The sequence below is a fragment of the Arthrobacter sp. Y3221160 genome (assembly GCF_059092585.1).
This window is the reverse complement of the sequence record NZ_JBNHHU010000001.1, coordinates 1,134,508-1,154,868: the sequence shown is the minus strand read 5'-3', so window position 1 is coordinate 1,154,868 and position 20,361 is coordinate 1,134,508. Positions and strand designations below refer to the sequence as shown.

Here is a 20,361-nt window from a genome sequence, read left to right as displayed (position 1 = left end):
CGGCCCCGTGAGGCCCGGCTCAGCGGGCCAGCGTTACGACGCTGAGTACCGCGAGCGCCGTCCCGACGGCGAGGACCGCCCAGTTCGGTGTCCGTCCCACCGGGACGTTGTCGGCATCTCCGATGCTGATGCTGCCAGCAGCCAGCAGCTCCGCCCAGCGCTTGCGGACGTAGTACGCGGCTGCCCCGGAATCGGTGTTCGCGAGATCGCCGGGGCGGACCGACTGCGCCGGCCCGTAGGTGGTCTCCGGAAGCCCCTGGACGTGATCGGCGCGGGCGCGGTGGACGCCGAACATGCCGGGAGCCGGTGCCGCCCACGAGGTGTACTTGCGGCGCGGGGTAACCAACGTCAGCGCATACTTGGTGTCCACCGTCGCCAGGGCTCCCCAGGGCACGGAGACGGTCCGCACGGGGTTGCGCAACACCACGCCGTCGTCGCCGATAACGACGGCGGGATACCAGGCCAGCCACCAGGTCAGATAGGCAATAGCGAGCAGCGGCCAGGAGTCGAGCAGGCTGCCCGGGCCGTGCGTCAGCACCGAGGACGCCAGGCTGACCGCCACGATCGCCCAGACGCTTCCCGTGAACCAGGTCGCGGAGCGCGGACGGAAGACCGTGGTGCCGGCGGCAGCAGACGTTGTCATGCCCCCATAGTTTCAGGACCGGGTACCGGTTCTCCAGTAGCCACAACCAACTGCGACAGGTTGGAAGGGAAAGACCAGCTATGACTGAAATCATCGATCCGACGCTGCCGGCAGGAAAACTGGAGACGGCCGGCGGAACACCACCCGTCCTGGAGGTCACCAACCTCAGCGTGGATTTTGGCGTGGACAAGGAGTGGGTGCCGGCCGCGATTGGCCTCACCTACGATGTCAAGGCCGGCGAGGTCCTGGCGATCGTGGGCGAATCCGGTTCCGGCAAGAGCGCCAGCTCGATGGCGTTGCTGGGCCTGCTCCCGGCCAACAGCCGTGCCACCGGAAGCGTCAAGCTCAACGGCCGGGAGATCCTGGGCCTCAGCAGCGCCAAGCTCCGGCAGGTGCGCGGCAAGGACGTCGCCGTGATCTTCCAGGAACCCATGACGGCGATGAACCCGGTGTACACCATCGGGTTCCAGATCGTGGAAACGCTGCGGCTGCACTATGCCATCTCGCCCAGCGAGGCGAAGAAGCGGGCACTGCGGCTGCTGGAGCTCGTCGAGCTGCCCGACCCGGAAAAGGCCTTCCGGTCCTACCCGCACCAGCTGTCCGGCGGCCAGCGCCAGCGCGCCATGATCGCGCAGTCGCTCTCCTGCGACCCCAAACTGCTGATCGCCGATGAGCCCACCACCGCCCTGGACGTTACCGTCCAGGCCGAAATCCTGGACCTGATGCGCAACCTGCGCAACAAACTGGACAGCGCCATCGTGCTGATCACCCACGACATGGGCGTGGTCGCCGACCTGGCCGACAAGATCGCCGTGATGCGCCGCGGCCGCATCGTGGAGGCCGGCACCGCGTTGGAAATCTTCAACAACCCCCGGCACGAATACACGCAGGCCTTGCTGGCCGCCGTGCCGCACCTGGGCGGGCGCCCCGAGGACGGAACGGAAGTCGACCTCACGGCGGCGCTGGCCGCCGCCACCGGGGTCTCGCTGAGCATCGACGAGACCGAGCTGCAGCGGCGCGAACGCGAAAACGCCGAAGCCCTGGCGCACTCACGCCATGAATCGGCCAAGGGCGACCCCGTGCTCCAGCTGACCAATGTGGCCATCGAATATCCCAAACAGGGCCGGGTGCCCGCCTTCCGCGCCGTGGAGGGGGCCAACCTGTCCATCTATCCGGGACAGGTGGTCGGGCTGGTCGGAGAATCCGGATCGGGCAAGACCACGATCGGCCGCGCCGCCGTGGGACTGCTGCCCGTCGCGGAGGGCTCCCTGCGGGTGGTGGGCCACGAGATCGCCGGCGCCCGGCCCAAGCAACTGCACGCGCTGCGCCGCCACGTGGGCATGGTGTTCCAGGACCCGTCGTCCTCGCTGAACCCCCGGCTGCCGATCGGAGAGAGCATCGGCGAACCGATGTACCTCGCCGGTGTCGCCAAGGGTGCCGCCCTGCAGCGGAAGATCGAGGCGCTGCTGGACCAGGTGGAGCTGCCGCGCGCGTACCGCAACCGCTATCCGCACGAACTCTCCGGTGGCCAGAAGCAGCGCGTGGGCATCGCCCGGGCACTGTCGCTGGAGCCGAAGCTGATGGTGGCGGACGAACCCACCTCCGCGCTGGACGTGTCGGTCCAGGCCACCGTGCTGGACCTGTTCCAGAACCTGCAACAGGAACTGGGCTTCGCCTGCCTGTTCGTCACCCACGACCTGGCTGTCATCGACGTGCTCGCGGACCGCATTTGCGTGATGCGCCACGGCCGGATCGTTGAGCAGGGCACCCGGGACGAGATCCTGCGCAACCCGCAGGAACTGTACACCCAGCGGCTGCTGGCGGCAGTGCCGTTGCCCGATCCGGAAAAGCAGCGCGAGCGCCGCGAGCTGCGCGCCCAGCTGCTGGCCGCCGGCGACTGACAGACCGGCAAGCCCGCCATCCACGGGCCCGGGCCCCCGCCCATGATGAAATGGCGGCAGGGGCTTGGCCGCCCCTGGCCGGTGCGCTGCCGCGACGGTGCCGCCGGCCATCGCGCAATCCAGGAGGTTTAGTGGTACGCAGCATGAATATCGAGGCGATCGAAAAGGGCATCGGCGTCAGCTGGGCCGAGGTGGAGGAGTACCTGGCCGGAATCGGCGCCAAGGAACTCAGCCACAAGGAGATCGCCGCTGCCTTGCACGAGTCGGGGCTCGCGAACGGCTGGTGGGCGCAGACGGCCACCGTCGCCTACGAACAGCAGATCGGCCGGCGCCAGCCCGGCCAGGACTGCGACGGGGAGTTCCAAACCTCGGTGAGCAAGACCGTCACCGGAAGCATGGATGAGGCGCGGAACAAGTGGGTGGCCGTGGTGGGTGCGGCGGAGGAATTCTCGGGCATCGCGGTCACCCGCGGACCCGAGTTGAGCGACACCGCCAAGTGGCGGTACTGGCGCTGCGGCTTGGCCGACGGCTCCCGGGTCAGCGTGCATATTTATGAGAAGCCTTCGGGCAAGTCCTCGGTGGGAGTGCAGCATGAACGGCTCGAGTCGACCGAGCAGCTCGACCACTGGCGTGCCTACTGGAAAGCGAAGCTCGCCGAGCTGTCCTGAGCGGACCGAGACCGGTCCGTTGCCGTCGCCCCGGTAGGGTTCGTGGCCGTGTCGGTCCCGGCACACCGGCCCGGAAACCTGGGCAGCGGCCGCGTTAGCACCTCTTTTCACCAAATCGCAACCCAATTGGAAGCAAGGCCTGTTATCAGCGTCACAGTTGGCGCCTATGCTGGTGCCACCTGAGCCCGCGCGGCTGAGATCCATGCCGGCGCGGAAAGGTCCGGCGTCACAAGCCGCCGGATGGAGCACGGTACCTGAGGAGGCGGCATGCGTTTCGCTCGAACATCCCGACTGGTTGGACTGGCCGCCGCGGCAGCGCTCGCGGTCACGGCCTGTGGGGGCGGCGGTGGCGGCGGCGGCGGCGGCACGGAGGCCGGCGGCGGCAATGCCGAGGCGGTGATCACGGCCAACAGCACCGAGCCGCAGAACCCGCTGGTCCCCACCAACACCAACGAGGTCGGCGGCGGCCGCGTGGTTGACCTCATCTTCGAGGGGCTGATCAGCTACGATCCCGAGGGCAAACCGGTCAACGGGGTGGCGGAATCCATCGAGACCGAGGACTCGCAAAATTACACGATCACCCTGAAGCCGGACCAGACGTTCACCAACGGCGACCCTGTCACCTCCAGCTCCTTCGTGGACGCCTGGAACTACGGTGCCGCCGTCGAGAACGCCCAGCTGAGTGCCTATTTCTTCGAAAGCATCGAAGGATACGACGAGGTCAGCTCCGAGGGCGCGACCACGAAGGAGATGTCCGGGCTCAAGGTCGTCGATGACACGACCTTCACCGTGGCCTTGAGCCAGCCCGAATCCGACTGGCCGTTGCGCCTGGGCTACACGGCCTTCGTGCCGCTGCCGCCCGTGGCCTTCGAGGACATGGAGGCCTTCGGGGAGAACCCGGTCGGGAACGGTCCCTACATGCTGGGCGGCGACGGCGCGTGGCAGCACGACGTGCAGATTGAGCTGGTGCCGAACCCGGACTACCAGGGCACCCGGACCCCGCAGAACGGCGGGATCACCTTTAAGTTCTATTCGTCCTTTGAGGCGGCCTACCAGGACCTGCTCTCGGACAACCTGGACGTGCTCGACACCATCCCGCCGAGCGCGCTGGCAAACTTCAAGACCGACCTCGGCGAGGGCCGCTGGCTGGAAAAGCCGTATGCCGGCAACCAGACCATCGTCATTCCCCAGTACCTGGACGAATGGACCGGCGAGGCCGGGCAGCTGCGGCGCCAGGCCATCTCCATGGCGATCAACCGTGACGAGATCACCCAGGTGATCTTCCAGGGCGGCCGGCAGCCGGCCACCGAGTTCACCGCCCCCGTGCTCACCGGCTACAGCGACAGCATCCCGGGCAACGAAGTGCTGCAGTACAACGAGGAGGAGGCCAAGCGGCTGTGGGCGGAAGCCGACAAGATCGAGCCGTGGGGCGACAAGACATTCACCATCGCTTCCAACGCCGACGGCGGCCACAAGGAATGGATCGAAGCAGTCGTTAACGGCCTGAAGAACGTGCTCGGCATCGACGCCCAGTTCGAGTCGTACGCCACCTTCCCCGAGCTGAGGACCAAGGTGACGGCGAAGGAAATGACCGGCGCCGCGCGTGCCGGCTGGCAGGCCGACTACCCGTCGCTGTACAACTTCCTCGGCCCGCTGTACGGCACCGGAGCGGGTTCCAACGACGGCGACTACTCCAACAAGGAATTCGACCAGAAGCTGCGTGACGGGCTGGGGGCGGCCACGCCGGAAGAGGGCAACCAGATCTTCAACGAGGCGCAGGAGATCCTGATGCGGGACCTGCCCGCCATCCCGCTGTGGTACCAGGTCCGGCAGGTCGGCTGGAGTTCCGTCGTCGACAACGTGGACACCGCCTGGAACGGGGTGCCGATCTACCACCGGATCACCGGCAAGTGACCCCGGGCGTTGCGGGGCCTGGCCACGGCCGGGCCCCCGCAACGCGCCCCAGCTCCCGATCCCACCGAGAGGCAGGATTGATGATCCATCACTTGGCGGCACGCCGGGCGCAAGGAGGAAGCTAGTGCTCTGGTACATCTTCCGCCGCTTCCTGCAGATGATCCCGGTGTTCTTCGGCGCCACGTTCCTGGTCTATTTCCTCGTTTTTTCGCTGCCGGGTGATCCCATCCAGGCCCTGTTCGGCGACCGGGCCGTCAACCCCGCGGTGGCCGCCCAGCTCCGGGCGCAGTACAACCTGGACCAGCCGTTCCTCATCCAGTACGTCCTCTACCTGAAAAACCTCGTCACCTTCAATCTCGGCAACGACTTCTCCGGCAGGCCCGTCGCCGAGGTGCTCGCCCAGATCTTCCCGGTCACGGTCAGGCTCGCCATCCTCGCGCTGATCTTCGAAGCCGTCTTCGGCATCCTCTTCGGATTGATCGCCGGGCTGCGGAAGGGCCGGATGTTCGACGGCACCGTGCTGGTCGCCTCGCTGATCGTCATCGCCATCCCGATTTTCGTCCTCGGTTTCGTCCTGCAGTTCCTCGTCGGCGTCAAGCTCGGCTGGGCCAGACCCACGGTCGGCGCCCAGGCTGGCTGGTCCGACCTGATACTCCCCGCCGTCGTGCTGGGCCTGGTGTCGCTGGCCTACGTGCTGCGCCTGACCCGAACCTCCATCATCGAGAACATGAACGCCGACTACGTGCGCACCGCGATGGCCAAGGGATTGTCCCGGCCGCGGGTCGTCGTCGTGCATATCCTGCGGAACTCGATGATCCCGGTCGTGACGTTCCTGGGCGCCGATCTCGGAGCCCTGATGGGCGGGGCCATCGTGACCGAGGGCATCTTCAACGTCCCCGGCGTCGGCCAGCGCCTGTACCAGTCGGTGCTGCGGGGCGAGGGCCCCACCATCGTGTCCATCGTCAGCGTGCTCGTGCTCGTGTACATTCTGGCCAACCTGCTGGTGGACGTGCTCTATGCCTGGCTCGACCCGAGGATCCGTTATGCCTAGAGAACCGCTGGAACGCGACAACCAGGCCATCGAGCATTTCGTGGCGCCCCTGGACGAAACGCCGCTGCTGGCGACCGACAAGGTCGACGAGGATGTCCAGCCGCTGAGCCTGTGGGCCGAAGCCTGGCGGAACCTGCGGAGACAACCGCTCTTCATCATCTCGGCGCTGCTGCTGGTGCTGGTCATCGTCGTGGCGCTCTTCCCGTGGATCTTCACCCAGACGCCGCCGGCGCAAAACTGCCTGCTGGCCAATTCCGACGGCGGACCGGCGCCCGGGCACCCGCTGGGGTTCACCAAGCAGGGCTGCGACGTCTATTCGCGCATCATCTACGGGACCCAGGCGTCGCTGACGGTGGGTATCTTCGCCACGCTCGGCGCCCTGCTGATCGGCGGGACGCTCGGCGCCATCGCCGGGTTCTACGGCGGCTGGCTGGACTCGGTGATCGCCCGGATCGGCGACGTCTTCTTCGCGCTGCCGCTGATCCTGGGCGCCATCATCATCATGCAGTTGCCGTTGTTCCGGGCCAACCGCAACGTCTGGACGGTGGTCATCACGCTGGTGGTCTTCGGCTGGCCGCAGGTGGCCCGCATCACCCGGGGCGCTGTCATTTCCGTGCGGAACGCCGACTTCGTCACGGCGGCCCGGTCGCTGGGCGTCTCCAGGCTCGCCGCCCTGGTCAAGCACGTCATTCCCAACTCGCTGGCGCCCGTCATCGTGGTGGTGACCGTGAACCTGGGCATCTTCATCGTCGCCGAGGCCACCCTGTCCTTTTTGGGCATTGGGCTGCCGCCCGACGTGATGTCCTGGGGCAATGACATCTCCACGGCCCAGGTGTCGCTGCGCTCCAACCCGGCCAGCCTGCTCTGGCCGGCACTGGCGCTGTCGGTCACCGTGCTGAGCTTCATCATGCTCGGCGACGCCCTCCGCGACGCACTTGACCCGAAGGCGAGGAAGCGATGACGCACATCCGCGAAGTCGAGGGCGCCGCGCCCCTGCTGCAGATCAAAGACCTGGCGATTACGTTTCGAACGTCCACCGGCGACGTGGAAGCGGTCAAAGACGCCCACCTGACCGTCATGCCGGGGGAGACCGCGGCGATAGTGGGCGAATCAGGCTCGGGCAAGTCGACCACCGCGCTGGCGGCCATCGGCCTGCTCCCGGAGAACGGCCGGGTCTCCGGCGGGCAGATCGTCTTCGCCGGGGAAGACCTGGCCGGCGCCAGCAGCCAGCGGATCGTGGAACTGCGCGGCAATTCGATCGGCATGGTGCCCCAGGACCCCATGTCCAACCTCAACCCGGTGTGGAAGATCGGCTTCCAGGTCAGGGAAACGCTGCGCGCCAACGGGCTCCGGTCCGATAACGCCGCGGTGGCCAAAGTGCTGGCCGAGGCGGGGTTGCCCGATGCCGCCAGCCGTTCCCGGCAGTTCCCGCACGAGTTTTCCGGCGGCATGCGCCAGCGCGCCCTGATCGCCATCGGCCTGTCGTGCCGGCCGCGGCTGCTGATTGCCGACGAACCCACCTCGGCCCTCGACGTGACGGTGCAGCGCCAGATCCTGGACCACTTGGAATCGATGACCCGGGACCTCGGCACCGCCGTCCTGCTGATCACGCATGACCTGGGCCTGGCCGCCGAACGTGCCCGCAAGGTGGTGGTGATGTACAAGGGCCGGGTGGTGGAGTCGGGTCCTGCCCTGCAGATACTGCAGAACCCGCGCCACCCCTACACCCGGCGGCTGGTCGAGTCCGCGCCGTCCCTGGCCTCGCGGCGGATCCAGTCGGCGAAGGCCGCCGGCATCGAAACCACGGAACTGCTGGCCCCGGTCGGCCAGGAGGCCCAAGCCACGGACAATGTCATCGAGGTCAAGGACCTGACCAAGGTCTTCAAACTGCGCAGCGGGTTTGGGAAGTCCACCGACTTCACCGCCGTGGACAACGTGTCCTTCAATATCAAGCGCGGAACCACGATGGCGGTGGTGGGGGAGTCGGGATCCGGCAAGTCCACGGTGGCAAAGATGGTCCTGAACCTCGAGTCGCCGACCAGCGGCCGCATTGTCTTCGACGGCGTGGACATGACCGGGCTCAACGCCAAGGCCCTGCTGGCCTTCCGTCGGCGGGTCCAGCCGATCTTCCAGGATCCCTACGGATCGCTGGACCCCATGTACAACATCTTCCGCACCATCGAGGAGCCGCTGCGCGTGCACAACATCGGCGACCGCAAGAGCCGCGAAGCCAAGGTCCGGCAGCTGCTGGACCAGGTGGCGCTTCCGGCCTCCGCCATGCGCCGGTTCCCGAACGAGCTCTCCGGGGGCCAGCGCCAACGGGTCGCCATCGCCCGTGCGCTGGCCCTGGATCCCGAGGTCGTGATCTGCGACGAGGCCGTCTCCGCGCTGGACGTGCTGGTCCAGGCCCAGATCCTGGACTTGCTGGCGGGCCTGCAGCAGGACCTGGGGCTGAGCTACCTGTTCATCACGCACGACCTGGCCGTGGTCAGGCAGATCGCCGACCACGTCACCGTGATGGAAAAGGGCAGGGTGGTGGAGGCCGGCACCACGGACGGCGTCTTCGATTCTCCGCAGCAGCGGTACACGCAGGAGCTGCTGGCCGCCATTCCCGGCGCGAGCCTGGAGTTGCCGCCGGAGGTGGCCTGACACGGGATTCCGGCCCCGTCGCCGGCCCGCGGTCCGGGCCCCGTTAGGCCATGAGTGGCGTTGCGGATTACAATGGAGTGCCTACCCGCATCCGGGCACGGCGCTGGCTGTCCGATATTAGGCCCAGGTTCCATGTAATCCACGGAAGAGTAATCCCGCATGTCTGAAACCACCGCATCGACGCAGAGCGCCGTCCGCAGCGACCTTCGCAACGTCGCGATCGTAGCCCACGTCGACCACGGGAAGACCACCCTCGTGGATGCCATGCTGAAGCACACCGGTGCCTTCTCCAGCCACGGCGAAACCGAAGAGCGCGTCATGGACTCCGGGGAACTGGAACGTGAAAAGGGCATCACCATCCTGGCCAAGAACACCACCGTGTTCTACTCCGGTCCGGCCGCCCAGGGCGAGACCATCACCATCAGCGTGATCGACACTCCCGGCCACGCCGACTTCGGCGGCGAGGTGGAGCGCGGCCTGTCCATGGTGGACGGCGTGGTTCTGCTGGTTGACGCTTCCGAGGGCCCGCTGCCGCAGACCCGTTTTGTGCTGCGCAAGGCGCTGGCCGCCAAGCTCCCCGTCATCCTGGTGGTCAACAAGACCGACCGCCCGGACGCCCGCATCGACGCCGTCGTTGCCGAGGCGATGGACCTGCTGCTGGGCCTGGCCTCGGACCTTGCCGACGAAGTCCCCGATCTGGACCTGGACGCCGTCCTCAACGTTCCCGTTGTCTACGCCTCCGGCAAGGCCGGCCGGGCCTCGCTGACCCAGCCCGCCGACGGTACCCTGCCGGAAGACGAGGACCTGGAGCCGCTGTTCGCCACCATCATGGAGCACGTGCCGGCCCCGTCCTATGACCCCGAGGGCGTGCTGCAGGCCCACGTGACCAACCTTGACGCCTCCCCGTTCCTGGGCCGCCTGGCGCTGCTGCGCATCTACAACGGCACCCTGCAGAAGGGGCAGACCGTGGCCTGGGCCCGCCAGGACGGCCAGCTGAAGAACGTCCGGATCTCCGAACTGCTGGCCACCAAGGGACTGACGCGCGTGCCGGCCGAATCCGCCGGCCCGGGCGAGATTGTCGCCGTCGCCGGCATCGAGGACATCACCATCGGCGAGACCCTGACCGACGCCGAGAACCCGCAGCCGCTGCCGCTGATCAAGGTGGACGACCCGGCCATCTCGATGACCATCGGCATCAACACCTCGCCGCTGGCCGGCAAGGTCAAGGGCGCCAAGGTCACCGCCCGCCAGGTCAAGGACCGGCTGGACAAGGAACTGGTGGGCAACGTCTCGCTGAAGGTGCTGCCGACCGAACGCCCGGATGCCTGGGAGGTCCAGGGCCGCGGCGAGCTGGCACTGGCCATCCTGGTGGAGCAGATGCGCCGCGAGGGCTTCGAGCTGACCGTGGGCAAGCCCCAGGTGGTCACCAAGACCATCGACGGCAAGGTGCACGAGCCGATGGAGCACATGACCATCGACGTGCCCGAGGAGTACCTCGGCGCCGTCACGCAGCTGCTGGCCGCCCGCAAGGGCCGGATGGTCAACATGGCCAACCACGGCACCGGCTGGGTCCGGATGGAGTTCATTGTTCCGGCCCGCGGACTGATCGGTTTCCGCACCCGGTTCATGACCGAAACGCGGGGCGCCGGCATCGCCGCGTCCATCTCCGAGGGCTACGAGCCGTGGGCCGGACCGATCGAGTACCGCACCAACGGTTCGATGGTGGCCGACCGGGCCGGCGTGGTCACGCCCTTCGCGATGATCAACCTGCAGGAACGCGGCTCCTTCTTCGTCCAACCCACCTCGGAGGTCTACGAAGGCATGATCGTGGGCGAGAACTCGCGCGCTGACGACATGGACGTGAACATCACCAAGGAGAAGAAGCTCACCAACATGCGTGCCGCTTCCTCCGACAGCTTCGAGAACCTCACCCCGCCGCGGAACCTGACCCTGGAGGAGTCCCTCGAATTCGCCCGCGAGGACGAGTGCGTTGAGGTCACCCCGGAGGCGATCCGCATCCGCAAGGTGGTCCTGGACGCCAACGAGCGGCTCAAGGCCGCCCGTGCGCGCGCCCGGGCATAAACTGGACCCTATGACAGAGCAGAGGCAACCCGCCGGAGACCGCGGCGGGTTGCCTTCCGCTGTTTCCGGGCAGGGCCCCGAACGGCGCGCGGCACGACGGCGGCGTCCCGCCTTCCACGGGTGGGGCACGGCCGTCTTCGGCGCGGTGGCGACGGCGGTCGCGGGCACGGCCCTGCACTCGCAGATTCTCTATGCCGGGGAGTCCGGGTATCCGTGGGGCGCCGCGGCAGCCCTGCTGTTCGCCCTGGCGGTGATGGTCTGGGCCGGACTCAAGACGCACAACGTCCTGATGGCCGGCCTCACGGGCGTCCTCTCCTACGTCCTCGTCGGGCTGATGGCGATGGCTCCCGGCGGCGAGCCGCTGATCGTCACGGGAACCACGGCGGCGGTGGAACTGCCGATCGCCGTGGCGGGCCGGATCTGGATGATCGGGCTGGTTTTCGCCACCATCGCGGCGCTGCTGGCCTGCGCCTGGGCGCTCAAGCCGCGGCGGGCCGGCGCCTGACGGGCCTCGCCCGCGCGCCGGGCGTCAATTCGCCGTCTGGTCCAGATGGTGCGCCATGAAGATTGAGGTAGCGGTCCCGTCCTCGTCGGCGGGCAACATCGCGTATTCCTCGAAGATTGCACGGATCTTCGCCAGCATCTCCTCGCGGTGCGCGTCGTTGAGCTTAATGCCCATCCGCGTGGTTTCGATCTCGTCCGGGGCCAGGCCGTCGATTTCCTGCAGGAAGGTCTCCACCAGCACCGGTGCCGCGTCCGGCATCTTCGCGCCCCAGGACATCCGGGTGGCGCGGTAGGGGACTTCCTTGGCCCCCCGGTTGCCCTTCCGCGGTTCCTCGGCCTCCAGGAAGCCGGTGTTGAGCAGTGTGCGCACGTGGTGCAGCGAGGTGGCCGGATTCAGGCCGAGCAGCTCCGCGATCTCTTTATTGGTCCGGGACCGGTGGAGGCAGAGCCGGAGAATGCGCAGCCTTACCGGGGAGCTGAGCGCCCGCCCGGCGGCTTGCAGGTCCTGATCCGTAGGCATGTCTCCAGCATACGACACCGGGCACCTAACGATTGACTTTCCCCAATCGCTACCCGAGACTGTGACCTGTGACCCAGCTACCCGCGCCCGGGGCCTCCGGAACCGCCCCGGCGGCCGGCGCCGCCCACCCGGGCGGGGCATCGCCGTCGTTATGGCGGGACCGGAACTTCCGCACCTTCTGGTCGGCCCAGGCGCTCAGCCAGGTCGGGGCCCAGATCGGCCAGCTGGCCGTCCCGGTGCTCGCCGTGGCCGTGCTCGGGGCCAGCGAATTCCAGGTGGGTGTCCTCAATGCCAGCGCCACCGCCGCCTTTCTGCTGATCGGGTTGCCGGCGGGGGCCTGGGTGGACCGCTGGCTCAAACGGCGGGTCATGATCACGGCCGACCTGGTCCGTGCGGCCGCGATGCTGTCCGTGCCGCTGCTGTGGTGGGCGGGCGTGCTGCAGATGTGGCACCTGTACGCGGTGGCGGCCGTGATCGGCTGCGCAACGGTGTTCTTCGACGTGGCCTACCAGAGCTACATCCCGGTCCTGGTGCGCGGCGACCAGGTGTCGTCGGCGAACTCCAAGCTGGAGAGCACCGCGCAGCTGGCGAGGATGGGCGGACCCGCCGCGGGCGGCGGCCTGCTGCAGGTGATGGCGGCTCCGCTGCTGTTCCTGGCGGATACGCTCGGCTACCTGTTCTCGGCCCTGTTCCTGGTCCGCACCTCGGACCGGGAAATGCCTGCTCCGCGGCACGGCCGGAGGCCGCTCGCGGTGGAAATCCGGGAAGGGCTCGGCTTCGTGGTCCGGCACCCGCTGATCAGCCGGATAGCCGCGTGCACGGGCCTGACAAATTTCTTCGCCGGACTGGCCTTCACGCTGTTTCCCATCCTGGTGCTGCGCGAACTGGGTCTGGGCCCGGCCGCGCTGGGGCTGGTCTACTCGGTCGCCGCGGCCGGCGGGCTGCTGGGAGCGGTGGCGGCGCCCCGGCTGGCGAAGCTGACCGGCGAGGGGGCCCTGATTCCGCTGGCCAGCGTTGCCTCGGCGGTCTTCCTGGCGGCGATGCCGTTGTCGGTGCTGATGCCGGACTCCGCCTCGGCACTGTTCCTGCTGATCGTCGGCGAGGCCGGCGTCTCCTTCTGCTCCCTGGTCTACAACGTGATGCAGGTGACGATGCGCCAGCGGGTCTGCCCGCCGCGGCTGCTCGGGAGGATGAACGCGTCGATCCGCTTCGCGGTGTACGGTGTGTTGCCGCTCTCCGGGCTGCTGGCGGGCCTGCTCGGCGGAACCATCGGGTTGGTGCCTACCCTGTGGATCGGTGCGGCCGGGTCCGCGCTTGCCGCGGCGCCGGTGCTGTTCTCGCCCCTGTGGGCCCTGCGGAAACTGCCGGACAGCTACGAGGGCTGACCGCCGGCCCGCGGGCGGCGTCGCGGCGGGGCGGGCGGCACCTGCTTGGCCGCGGCCACGGCCGGCAACGGGACGACGACGTCTCCGCGCCTGGTGCCTACCGTGCAGCTGTCGGCGTCGACGGCCCGCAGTTCGCCGAGCACGTCGGTGAAGCCGCCCTCGATCCGGTACCGAACCACCACGCGCGTTCCCGGTGCTGCTGCGGCCAGGAACGCGGCGGGGGTAGCGGGTATCACGTGACCATCTTAGGCGGGCCGCGCCCGGCTGGGGAGATAATGGTCCCAACGGATACGCTAGTGGGAACTGTTCAGAAAGGTGCTGACGGACGTGACGTACGTAATCGCACAGCCGTGCGTGGATGTAAAAGACAAGGCATGTATCGAAGAATGCCCGGTGGACTGTATCTACGAAGGCGAACGGTCCCTGTACATCCACCCGGATGAGTGTGTCGATTGCGGCGCCTGCGAACCGGTCTGCCCGGTCGAAGCCATCTACTACGAGGATGACACCCCCGAGGAGTGGGCGGACTACTACAAGGCCAACGTGGAGTTCTTCGACGATCTGGGTTCCCCGGGCGGTGCCGCCAAGCTGGGCAACACCCACAAGGACCACCCGCTGATCGCCGCGCTGCCGCCGCAGAACCAAGACTGAACTCGATGAGTCCTTTCGGCCTGCAGCTGCCGGAATACCCGTGGGACGCCATGGCGCCCTACGCGCAAAAAGCGGCCGGGCACCCCGGCGGCGCGGTGAACCTGTCCATCGGCACGCCGGTTGACTCCACTCCGGCCGTCGTCCGGGAGGCCCTGGCCGCGGCCGCCGATGCCCCGGGCTACCCCACGACCCACGGCACCGCCGAACTTCGGGAAGCGATCACGGATTGGTTCGGCCGCCGTCGCAACGTTCCCGGCCTGGATCCGGAAGCGGTCATGCCCACCGTCGGTTCCAAGGAGCTGGTCGCCTGGCTGCCCACCTTGCTGGGACTCGGGGCGGGCGACGTGGTGGTGCGCCCCGTCGTGGCGTATCCGACCTACGACATCGGCGCCATCCTCGCCGGCGCAACCCCGGTGGCGGCGGACAACCTGGCGGACCTGGATGCGCAGACCAGGAGCCGGGTGAAACTGGTGTGGGTCAACTCGCCGGGCAACCCGACGGGCATTGTCCGGGACCGGGCAGAGCTGCGCACCCTGGTGGAGGACGCCCGCGGCCTGGGCGCCGTGGTCGCTTCCGACGAATGCTACGCGGAGCTGGGCTGGGGCGCCTGGGACACCGCCCGCGGCGGGCAGGCCGTGCCGAGCGTGCTGGACCCGTACGTCGCGCAGGGCTCGCACGAGGGCCTGCTGTGCGCATACTCGCTCAGCAAGCAGTCAAACCTTGCCGGGTACCGTGCCGCGTTCCTGGCCGGCGACCCGGCGCTGATGCCGAACATCATCAACAGCCGCAAGCATGCCGGCATGATCGTGCCGTTCCCGGTCCAGGCCGCGATGCTCGCCGCCCTGCGCGATGACGCCCACGTCCAGGAGCAGAAGGACCTGTACCGGAGCCGGCGCGAGCGGCTGTTGCCGGCGCTGGAGAATTTCGGCGTGCAGATCCGCCATTCCGAGGCCGGGCTGTACCTGTGGGGGAGCGCGGGGGAAGATACATGGACCACCGTGGGCCGTCTGGCCGAGCTGGGCATCGTCACCGGACCCGGCGTGTTCTATGGCGAGGCCGGCAACGGCCACATCCGGGTGGCGCTGACCGGCAGCGACGAACGGATCGACGCCGCCGTCGAGCGGCTTTCCTGACCCGGCCCGGCAGCGCCTGACTGTGGATATGAACAAAAATATATGTCGCGGATTAGATATATCCGTGACTCTACGGGTAGCGTTTTACCCGAGTATGTGCATGCTCAGTGCCACAAGCGCCCGGCGTGCCGTAAGCTTCTAAACCTCCTGAAGGGGACTCAATGACTGAGCAGACCGGTGCCAAGCTGCACTTCGATGGCGGCGAACTCGAACTCCCACGGCTCAAGGCCGCCGAAGGCAACGACGGTTACGACGTATCCAAACTGCTGAAGCAGACCGGCGCGGTCACCTTCGACCCGGGGTTCATGAACACGGCGGCGACCACCTCGGCCATCACCTACATCGACGGCGACGCCGGTGTGCTCCGCTACCGCGGCTATCCGATCGAGCAGTTGGCCGAGCACTCGAGTTTCCTCGAAGTGTCCTACCTGCTGATCTACGGCGAACTGCCCACCCCCACCGAACTGGAGGAGTTCGACCACAAGATCCGCCGCCACACCCTGCTGCACGAAGAACTCAAGGGCTTCTTCGGCGGGTTCCCGCGCGACGCGCACCCGATGCCGGTGCTCTCCTCGGCGGTCAGCGCGCTGTCCACCTTCTACCAGGACTCGCTGGACCCGTTCGATGACAAGCAGGTGGAGCTCTCCACCATCCGCCTGATGGCGAAGCTGCCGGTGATCGCCGCCTACGCGCACAAGAAGTCGATCGGCCAGGCACTGCTCTACCCGGACAACTCCATGAACCTGGTGGAGAACTTCCTGCGCCTGAGCTTCGGCCTGCCCGCCGAGCCCTACGAACTGGACCCGACGGTGGTCAAGGCCCTGGACCTGCTGCTCATCCTGCACGCTGACCACGAGCAGAACTGCTCCACGTCCACCGTGCGCCTGGTGGGCAGCTCCAACGCCAACATGTTCGCGTCCGTCTCGGCCGGCATCAACGCGCTGTTCGGCCCGCTCCACGGCGGCGCCAACGAGGCGGTGCTGAACATGCTCCGCCAGATCCAGGCCAGCGGCCAGGAGCCGGAGCAGTTCATGGAGAAGGTCAAGAACAAGGAAGAAGGCGTGCGCCTGATGGGCTTCGGGCACCGCGTCTACAAGAACTACGATCCGCGCGCCCGCCTGGTCAAGGCCACCGCGCACGAGATCCTGGGCAAGCTCGGCGGCAACGACGAGCTGCTGGATATCGCCATGCGCCTGGAAGAGAAGGCGCTGGCGGACGACTACTTCATCGAGCGCAAGCTGTACCCGAACGTGGACTTCTACACCGGCCTGATCTACAAGGCCATGGGCTTCCCGGAGAAGATGTTCACGGTGCTGTTCGCCATCGGGCGCCTGCCCGGCTGGATCGCCCAGTGGCGGGAAATGATCAAGGACCCGCAGACCAAGATCGGCCGCCCGCGGCAGCTGTACACGGGCGCGCAGGAGCGCGAGTACCCGGCCCGCTAGTACGACGGCGGAGCACGCCATAACGCCGACGGCCCCCGGAGCGATCCGGGGGCCGTTCGTTTTGCTTCAGCCGGCGTAGCCGTTCGGGTTGTTCTTCTGCCAGCGCCAGTGGTCTTCGCACATCTGCTCGAGGTTCTTGACCGCCGACCAGCCGAGCTCGGCCAGCGCGGCGGAAGGGTCGGCATAGCTGATGGCGGCGTCTCCGGGGCGCCGGTCGGTCAGCTCGTAGGGGATGTCGAATCCCGCGGCCTTGCCGAACGCGGCGAGCACCTCCAGCACGGAGGAGCCCTTGCCGGTGCCCAGGTTCCACCGGCGCACTCCGGGCCGGCCGGCGATGAAGTCCAGGGCCGCCAGGTGTCCGGCGGCCAGGTCCATGACATGGATGTAGTCGCGCACGCCGGTACCGTCCGGCGTCGGGTAGTCGCTGCCGAAGACCCGGACCTTGTCCCGGCGGCCCACGGCCACCTGCGCCACGAACGGCAGCAGGTTGTTGGGCACACCCGTCGGGTCTTCGCCGATCCGCCCGCTTTCGTGCGCGCCCACGGGGTTGAAGTAGCGCAACAGGGCCACGTGCCAGCGCGGGTCGGAGTCGCCCAGGTCGGACAGGATGTCCTCGATCTGTTCCTTGGTCCGGCCGTAGGGATTAATCGCGTCCAGCGGAAGCTTCTCGGTCAGCGGCACCTCCTCGGTGGCGCCGTACACGGTGGCCGAGGAACTGAACACGATCGTGCGGACGTTGTGGGCATCCATCGCGCGGAGCAGGTTCAGCGTGCCGCCCACGTTGTTGTGGTAGTAGTGCAGGGGTTTTTCAACGGACTCGCCGACGGCCTTCAGGCCGGCAAAGTGGATCACGGCGTCCACGGACTCTGTCTCCAGCACCCGGTTAAGCGCGGCCTCGTCCAGCAGGTCGGCCTGGTGGAACCGTGCCTGCCGGCCGGCCAGCTCCTGGACGCGGCGCAGCGACTCCTCGCTGGAATTGGCCAGGTTGTCGAGCACCACCACGTCGTGCCCCGCCTCCAGCAGGGCGAGCGTGGTGTGCGAGCCGATGAAGCCGGTTCCTCCGGTGACCAGAATTCTCATGCCCACCAGCTTAGTAGCTCACCCCGGATCACCCCGCCACGGCCCGCAGCGGGGCAGGTACAAGGGCTGGACAGCAAGGTCTAGAGTTGAGCTACAGGCGGCAGTGGGGATGCCCGCCGGCGGCACCCGCGTGCGGGGGCAACTGCAGATGAGCTGCGTCGTCGGTCCGAGCGAAAGGACGCGGACAGCATGCACGAGACGGGCGGGCCGGGGTGGCGGATCACCGCAGACACCTCGGGACATATGCTGCTGGCCCTCTACCTTCGCGACGCCGCCGGCCTGGCCGGAGCCGGCCGGCCCGCGGTGTCGCCGGTGTTGCCGACGGTCCGCACCGCCGATCCCACCCAGCTGACCGCGCATGTCGGCGGCCCGGCGGCGCTGCGGGACGAATGGGAGAAGTGGTGGGAGGACCTGGTCCGTGACCGCCCGGGCAACGCCGCCAAACTGGCCCCGCCGTCCTTTCCCGCCTTCGCCGGCAGCCCCGCGCTGCGGCTGCTGCTGCAGGCCCACTTCGGCGCCGGGATGAGCTGGGCGCGTGCCCGGATGGCCGAGTACGGGAAGTTGGCGCAGGAGCGCGAGGCCAAGGGCACGAACGGGTTGATCCGCGAGCTGGTCCAGGACCGGGAAATGGAGCTCGGCCGCGCCGCGCGCACCTTCGAGCTGAAGCTCATCGAGCTGCCGCTGTGCGAGCCGCGTGCCTGGTTCGTGGAGCCGGACCGGGTGCTGCTGTGCCAGACACTGTTGGACGACGAAAGCGCCTTCCGCAGTTACCTTCAGCCGATCGTCGAACTCATCGTCTAGCCGCGACGGGGGGTTCAGGCGACCGGGCCCCGCGCCACCGTGATCACGACGTAGCCGGTGTCGGTATCGGCGCCGACCCAGCCGCCGTCGTCACGCTGCCAGCTCAGGCCCGCGTGGGCCACCGACTCAAGGTCGAGCCCTTTGGCAGAAGCGACCGCCCACTGCGCCACCGCCCAGCCCCGCTCGTCGGCTGCCGCCACCCGGACCTCGCGGCCGGCGACGGCCATGTCCAGGCCGGGATGCACGGCCTCCAGCTGCGCCAGGACGACAGCGGGGTCGCCGGCTGCCTCGGCATCCTTGAGCACGCAGTTCAGGGCGGCGGGCGAGTGCCCGGTCAGCGCCGAGGCGAAGGCCTTGGCCTCGGCCTCATGGTCCGCGTACGCCAGCGGATAGGCGCTGCGCTGGACGGTCTGGGCCGCGTCTGTCACCGGCATGGACTCGTAGCCCGGGACCTGTTCGAGCACCTCGTAGAACTTGTTGGCCGCATACACCGGGTCCTGCACTTGTTCCTCGGTGCCCCAGCCCTGGGACGGCCGCTGCTGGAACAGCCCCCGGGAGTCGGGACCGGCCGTGTCGCCGTAATCGATGTTGCGCAGCTTCGACTCCTGGATGGCCGTCGCCAGGGCGATCGACGCGGCGCGTGCGGGCAGCCCGCGCCCGACGGCAATCCCCGAGATGAGCGCGGCGTTCGCGGCCTGGTCCGGTGCCAGTTCGTAGGTGTCCGAACCGACGACGGCGGTGCACCGCTCGCGGACCAGGGTTTGGGAACGGTCAATGAAGGTGGCGGCGAAGTAGGCGGCACCGCCGACCAGGGCCAGCAGGACGATCAGGCTGAGCAGGCTGCGTGTCCTGCGTGCACGGGCTTGCCGGGACATGGCGGTGCCGTCCGGGACTGCTAGTTGGCGTGCAGGACCGCGTTGAGCTCCACGCTCTGGCCCTTGCGCGGCAGGACTTCCACTGCGCCGCTGGTGGAGTTGCGGCGGAAGAGGAGGTTGGGCAGGCCGGAGAGTTCCACGGCCTTGACCTGGCGGTGGTCCCCGGTGGCAACGTCGATCAGGCTGACCCGGGTTCCGGCGGTCACATAGAGGCCGGCCTCGACCACGCAGTCGTCGCCGATGCTGATGCCGACGCCCGAGTTGGCGCCCAGCAGCACGCGCTCGCCGATGCTGATCCGTTCCTTCCCCCCGCCGGAGAGCGTGCCCATGATCGAGGCGCCGCCGCCGACGTCGGACCCGTCCGCCACAATGACGCCGGCGGAAATGCGGCCCTCCACCATGGAAGTGCCCAGCGTGCCGGCGTTGAAGTTGACGAAGCCTTCGTGCATCACCGTGGTGCCGGCGGCCAGGTGCGCGCCGAGGCGGACCCGGTCGGCCTCGGCAATCCGCACGCCGGTGGGAACCACGTAGTCCACCATGCGCGGAAACTTGTCCACGCCGAAGACGGTCACCTGGCCGCGGCGGCGCAGCCGGCGGCGGACCGCTTCGAAACCGTCCACGGCGCACGGGCCGAAGTTGGTCCAGACCACGTTGGGCAGCTGCCCGAAAATGCCGTCCATGTTCAGCGAATTGGGGGTGACGAGGCGGTGGGAGAGCAGATGCAGCCGGAGGTAGGCGTCGGCGGTGTCGGCCGGCGCGGCGTCCAGGTCGATGCTGCGGGTGAGGACCTCAAGACGGGTGCCGCGGTCCGCGTCGGCGCTGTCCGCGGCGTCGGCCTCGAGGCCGGTCTCCGCGTCCCGGGCGGCGCCGGCAGGGCCCAGCGCCGGCGCCGGATACCAGACGTCGAGGACGGTGCCGCTGTCGGTGACGGTGGCCAGCCCGGTGCCGTGGGCGGTGCGGGGAGTGGCGGTGGCGGTGGTGCTCGCGGTCATGGATGCAAGTCTACCGAGCGCGTCGGGGCCGGTGACGCCGGGATGCCGCAGGCGCGTCTGGCTAAGC

General features: G+C 68.2%; 19 protein-coding genes. 13 read left to right on the top strand and 6 right to left on the bottom strand.

The genetic code is table 11. From position 1 onward, the window contains the following. Window positions 1–19: 19 nt before the first annotated feature. Window positions 20–643, bottom strand: coding sequence for a PH domain-containing protein (locus AC5RWG_RS05235; protein WP_494012589.1), 624 nt, complete (start codon window positions 641–643; stop codon window positions 20–22). A gap of 80 nt (window positions 644–723) precedes the next feature. On the opposite strand from AC5RWG_RS05235, the gene AC5RWG_RS05230 reads away from it, so the two are divergent. The 8 genes from AC5RWG_RS05230 to AC5RWG_RS05195 all read left to right on the top strand — a co-directional run bounded on the left by AC5RWG_RS05230 (window position 724) and on the right by AC5RWG_RS05195 (window position 11,413). Next, window positions 724–2,544, top strand: coding sequence for an ABC transporter ATP-binding protein (locus AC5RWG_RS05230; protein ID WP_494000316.1), 1,821 nt, complete (start codon window positions 724–726; stop codon window positions 2,542–2,544). A 131-nt stretch (window positions 2,545–2,675) separates the two neighbouring features. Then, a complete protein-coding gene (locus AC5RWG_RS05225; protein WP_494012587.1) occupies window positions 2,676–3,212 on the top strand; it encodes a hypothetical protein in 537 nt (178 codons plus the stop codon). A 267-nt stretch (window positions 3,213–3,479) separates the two neighbouring features. Further along, window positions 3,480–5,126, top strand: a complete 1,647-nt coding sequence (locus AC5RWG_RS05220; RefSeq protein WP_494138762.1) for a peptide ABC transporter substrate-binding protein — start codon at window positions 3,480–3,482, stop codon at window positions 5,124–5,126. A 124-nt stretch (window positions 5,127–5,250) separates the two neighbouring features. After that, window positions 5,251–6,177 (top strand): ABC transporter permease, encoded by a 927-nt coding sequence (locus AC5RWG_RS05215; RefSeq protein ID WP_494000313.1) that lies wholly within the window; start codon window positions 5,251–5,253, stop codon window positions 6,175–6,177. Further along, the gene (locus tag AC5RWG_RS05210; RefSeq protein ID WP_494000312.1) at window positions 6,170–7,138 is read left to right on the top strand and encodes an ABC transporter permease; all 969 of its coding nucleotides are present in this window, start codon (window positions 6,170–6,172) and stop codon (window positions 7,136–7,138) included. The genes AC5RWG_RS05215 and AC5RWG_RS05210 overlap by 8 nt, the downstream gene beginning before the upstream one ends. After that, on the top strand, window positions 7,135–8,826 hold the full coding sequence (locus AC5RWG_RS05205) for a dipeptide ABC transporter ATP-binding protein (protein WP_494012585.1): 1,692 nt from the start codon (window positions 7,135–7,137) through the stop codon (window positions 8,824–8,826). Before AC5RWG_RS05210 ends, AC5RWG_RS05205 begins: the two co-directional genes overlap by 4 nt. Window positions 8,827–8,985: 159 nt before the next feature. Next, on the top strand, window positions 8,986–10,908 hold the full coding sequence (gene typA, locus AC5RWG_RS05200; RefSeq protein WP_494012584.1) for a translational GTPase TypA: 1,923 nt from the start codon (window positions 8,986–8,988) through the stop codon (window positions 10,906–10,908). A gap of 10 nt (window positions 10,909–10,918) precedes the next feature. Further along, window positions 10,919–11,413 (top strand): hypothetical protein, encoded by a 495-nt coding sequence (locus AC5RWG_RS05195; protein ID WP_494025514.1) that lies wholly within the window; start codon window positions 10,919–10,921, stop codon window positions 11,411–11,413. 24 nt (window positions 11,414–11,437) lie between these two features. On the opposite strand, the gene AC5RWG_RS05190 is transcribed toward AC5RWG_RS05195, so the two are convergent. Then, window positions 11,438–11,932: an ArsR/SmtB family transcription factor gene (locus AC5RWG_RS05190; RefSeq protein ID WP_494012582.1), complete on the bottom strand. Its 495-nt coding sequence runs from the start codon at window positions 11,930–11,932 to the stop codon at window positions 11,438–11,440. Window positions 11,933–12,000: 68 nt separating this feature from the next. On the opposite strand from AC5RWG_RS05190, the gene AC5RWG_RS05185 reads away from it, so the two are divergent. Further along, entirely contained in the window at window positions 12,001–13,317 is a 1,317-nt protein-coding gene (locus tag AC5RWG_RS05185; protein WP_494012581.1) for an MFS transporter, read from the top strand. On the opposite strand, the gene AC5RWG_RS05180 is transcribed toward AC5RWG_RS05185, so the two are convergent. Beyond that, window positions 13,305–13,553 (bottom strand): putative acetyltransferase, encoded by a 249-nt coding sequence (locus tag AC5RWG_RS05180; RefSeq protein ID WP_494012580.1) that lies wholly within the window; start codon window positions 13,551–13,553, stop codon window positions 13,305–13,307. The genes AC5RWG_RS05185 and AC5RWG_RS05180 overlap by 13 nt on opposite strands. Before the next feature lie 91 nt (window positions 13,554–13,644). Between AC5RWG_RS05180 and fdxA the strand changes: the two genes are divergently transcribed. From fdxA to AC5RWG_RS05165, 3 genes are all read left to right on the top strand, one after another. Then, window positions 13,645–13,968 (top strand): ferredoxin, encoded by a 324-nt coding sequence (gene fdxA / locus AC5RWG_RS05175; RefSeq protein WP_127511272.1) that lies wholly within the window; start codon window positions 13,645–13,647, stop codon window positions 13,966–13,968. A 5-nt stretch (window positions 13,969–13,973) separates the two neighbouring features. Then, a complete protein-coding gene (dapC, locus tag AC5RWG_RS05170) occupies window positions 13,974–15,101 on the top strand; it encodes a succinyldiaminopimelate transaminase (RefSeq protein WP_494012579.1) in 1,128 nt (375 codons plus the stop codon). A gap of 161 nt (window positions 15,102–15,262) precedes the next feature. Continuing rightward, window positions 15,263–16,546 carry a citrate synthase gene (locus AC5RWG_RS05165; RefSeq protein WP_494000304.1) on the top strand — a complete coding sequence of 428 codons (1,284 nt, stop codon included), beginning with the start codon at window positions 15,263–15,265 and terminating at the stop codon, window positions 16,544–16,546. 66 nt (window positions 16,547–16,612) lie between these two features. On the opposite strand, the gene galE is transcribed toward AC5RWG_RS05165, so the two are convergent. Beyond that, window positions 16,613–17,626, bottom strand: a complete 1,014-nt coding sequence (gene galE, locus AC5RWG_RS05160) for a UDP-glucose 4-epimerase GalE (protein WP_494012578.1) — start codon at window positions 17,624–17,626, stop codon at window positions 16,613–16,615. Window positions 17,627–17,815: 189 nt separating this feature from the next. On the opposite strand from galE, the gene AC5RWG_RS05155 reads away from it, so the two are divergent. Beyond that, window positions 17,816–18,427 carry a hypothetical protein gene (locus tag AC5RWG_RS05155; RefSeq protein ID WP_494012577.1) on the top strand — a complete coding sequence of 204 codons (612 nt, stop codon included), beginning with the start codon at window positions 17,816–17,818 and terminating at the stop codon, window positions 18,425–18,427. A 14-nt stretch (window positions 18,428–18,441) separates the two neighbouring features. On the opposite strand, the gene AC5RWG_RS05150 is transcribed toward AC5RWG_RS05155, so the two are convergent. Then, entirely contained in the window at window positions 18,442–19,302 is an 861-nt protein-coding gene (locus tag AC5RWG_RS05150; RefSeq protein WP_494139351.1) for a hypothetical protein, read from the bottom strand. A 20-nt stretch (window positions 19,303–19,322) separates the two neighbouring features. Next, window positions 19,323–20,294: a 2,3,4,5-tetrahydropyridine-2,6-dicarboxylate N-succinyltransferase gene (gene dapD / locus AC5RWG_RS05145; RefSeq protein ID WP_494075554.1), complete on the bottom strand. Its 972-nt coding sequence runs from the start codon at window positions 20,292–20,294 to the stop codon at window positions 19,323–19,325. Window positions 20,295–20,361: the final 67 nt, after the last annotated feature.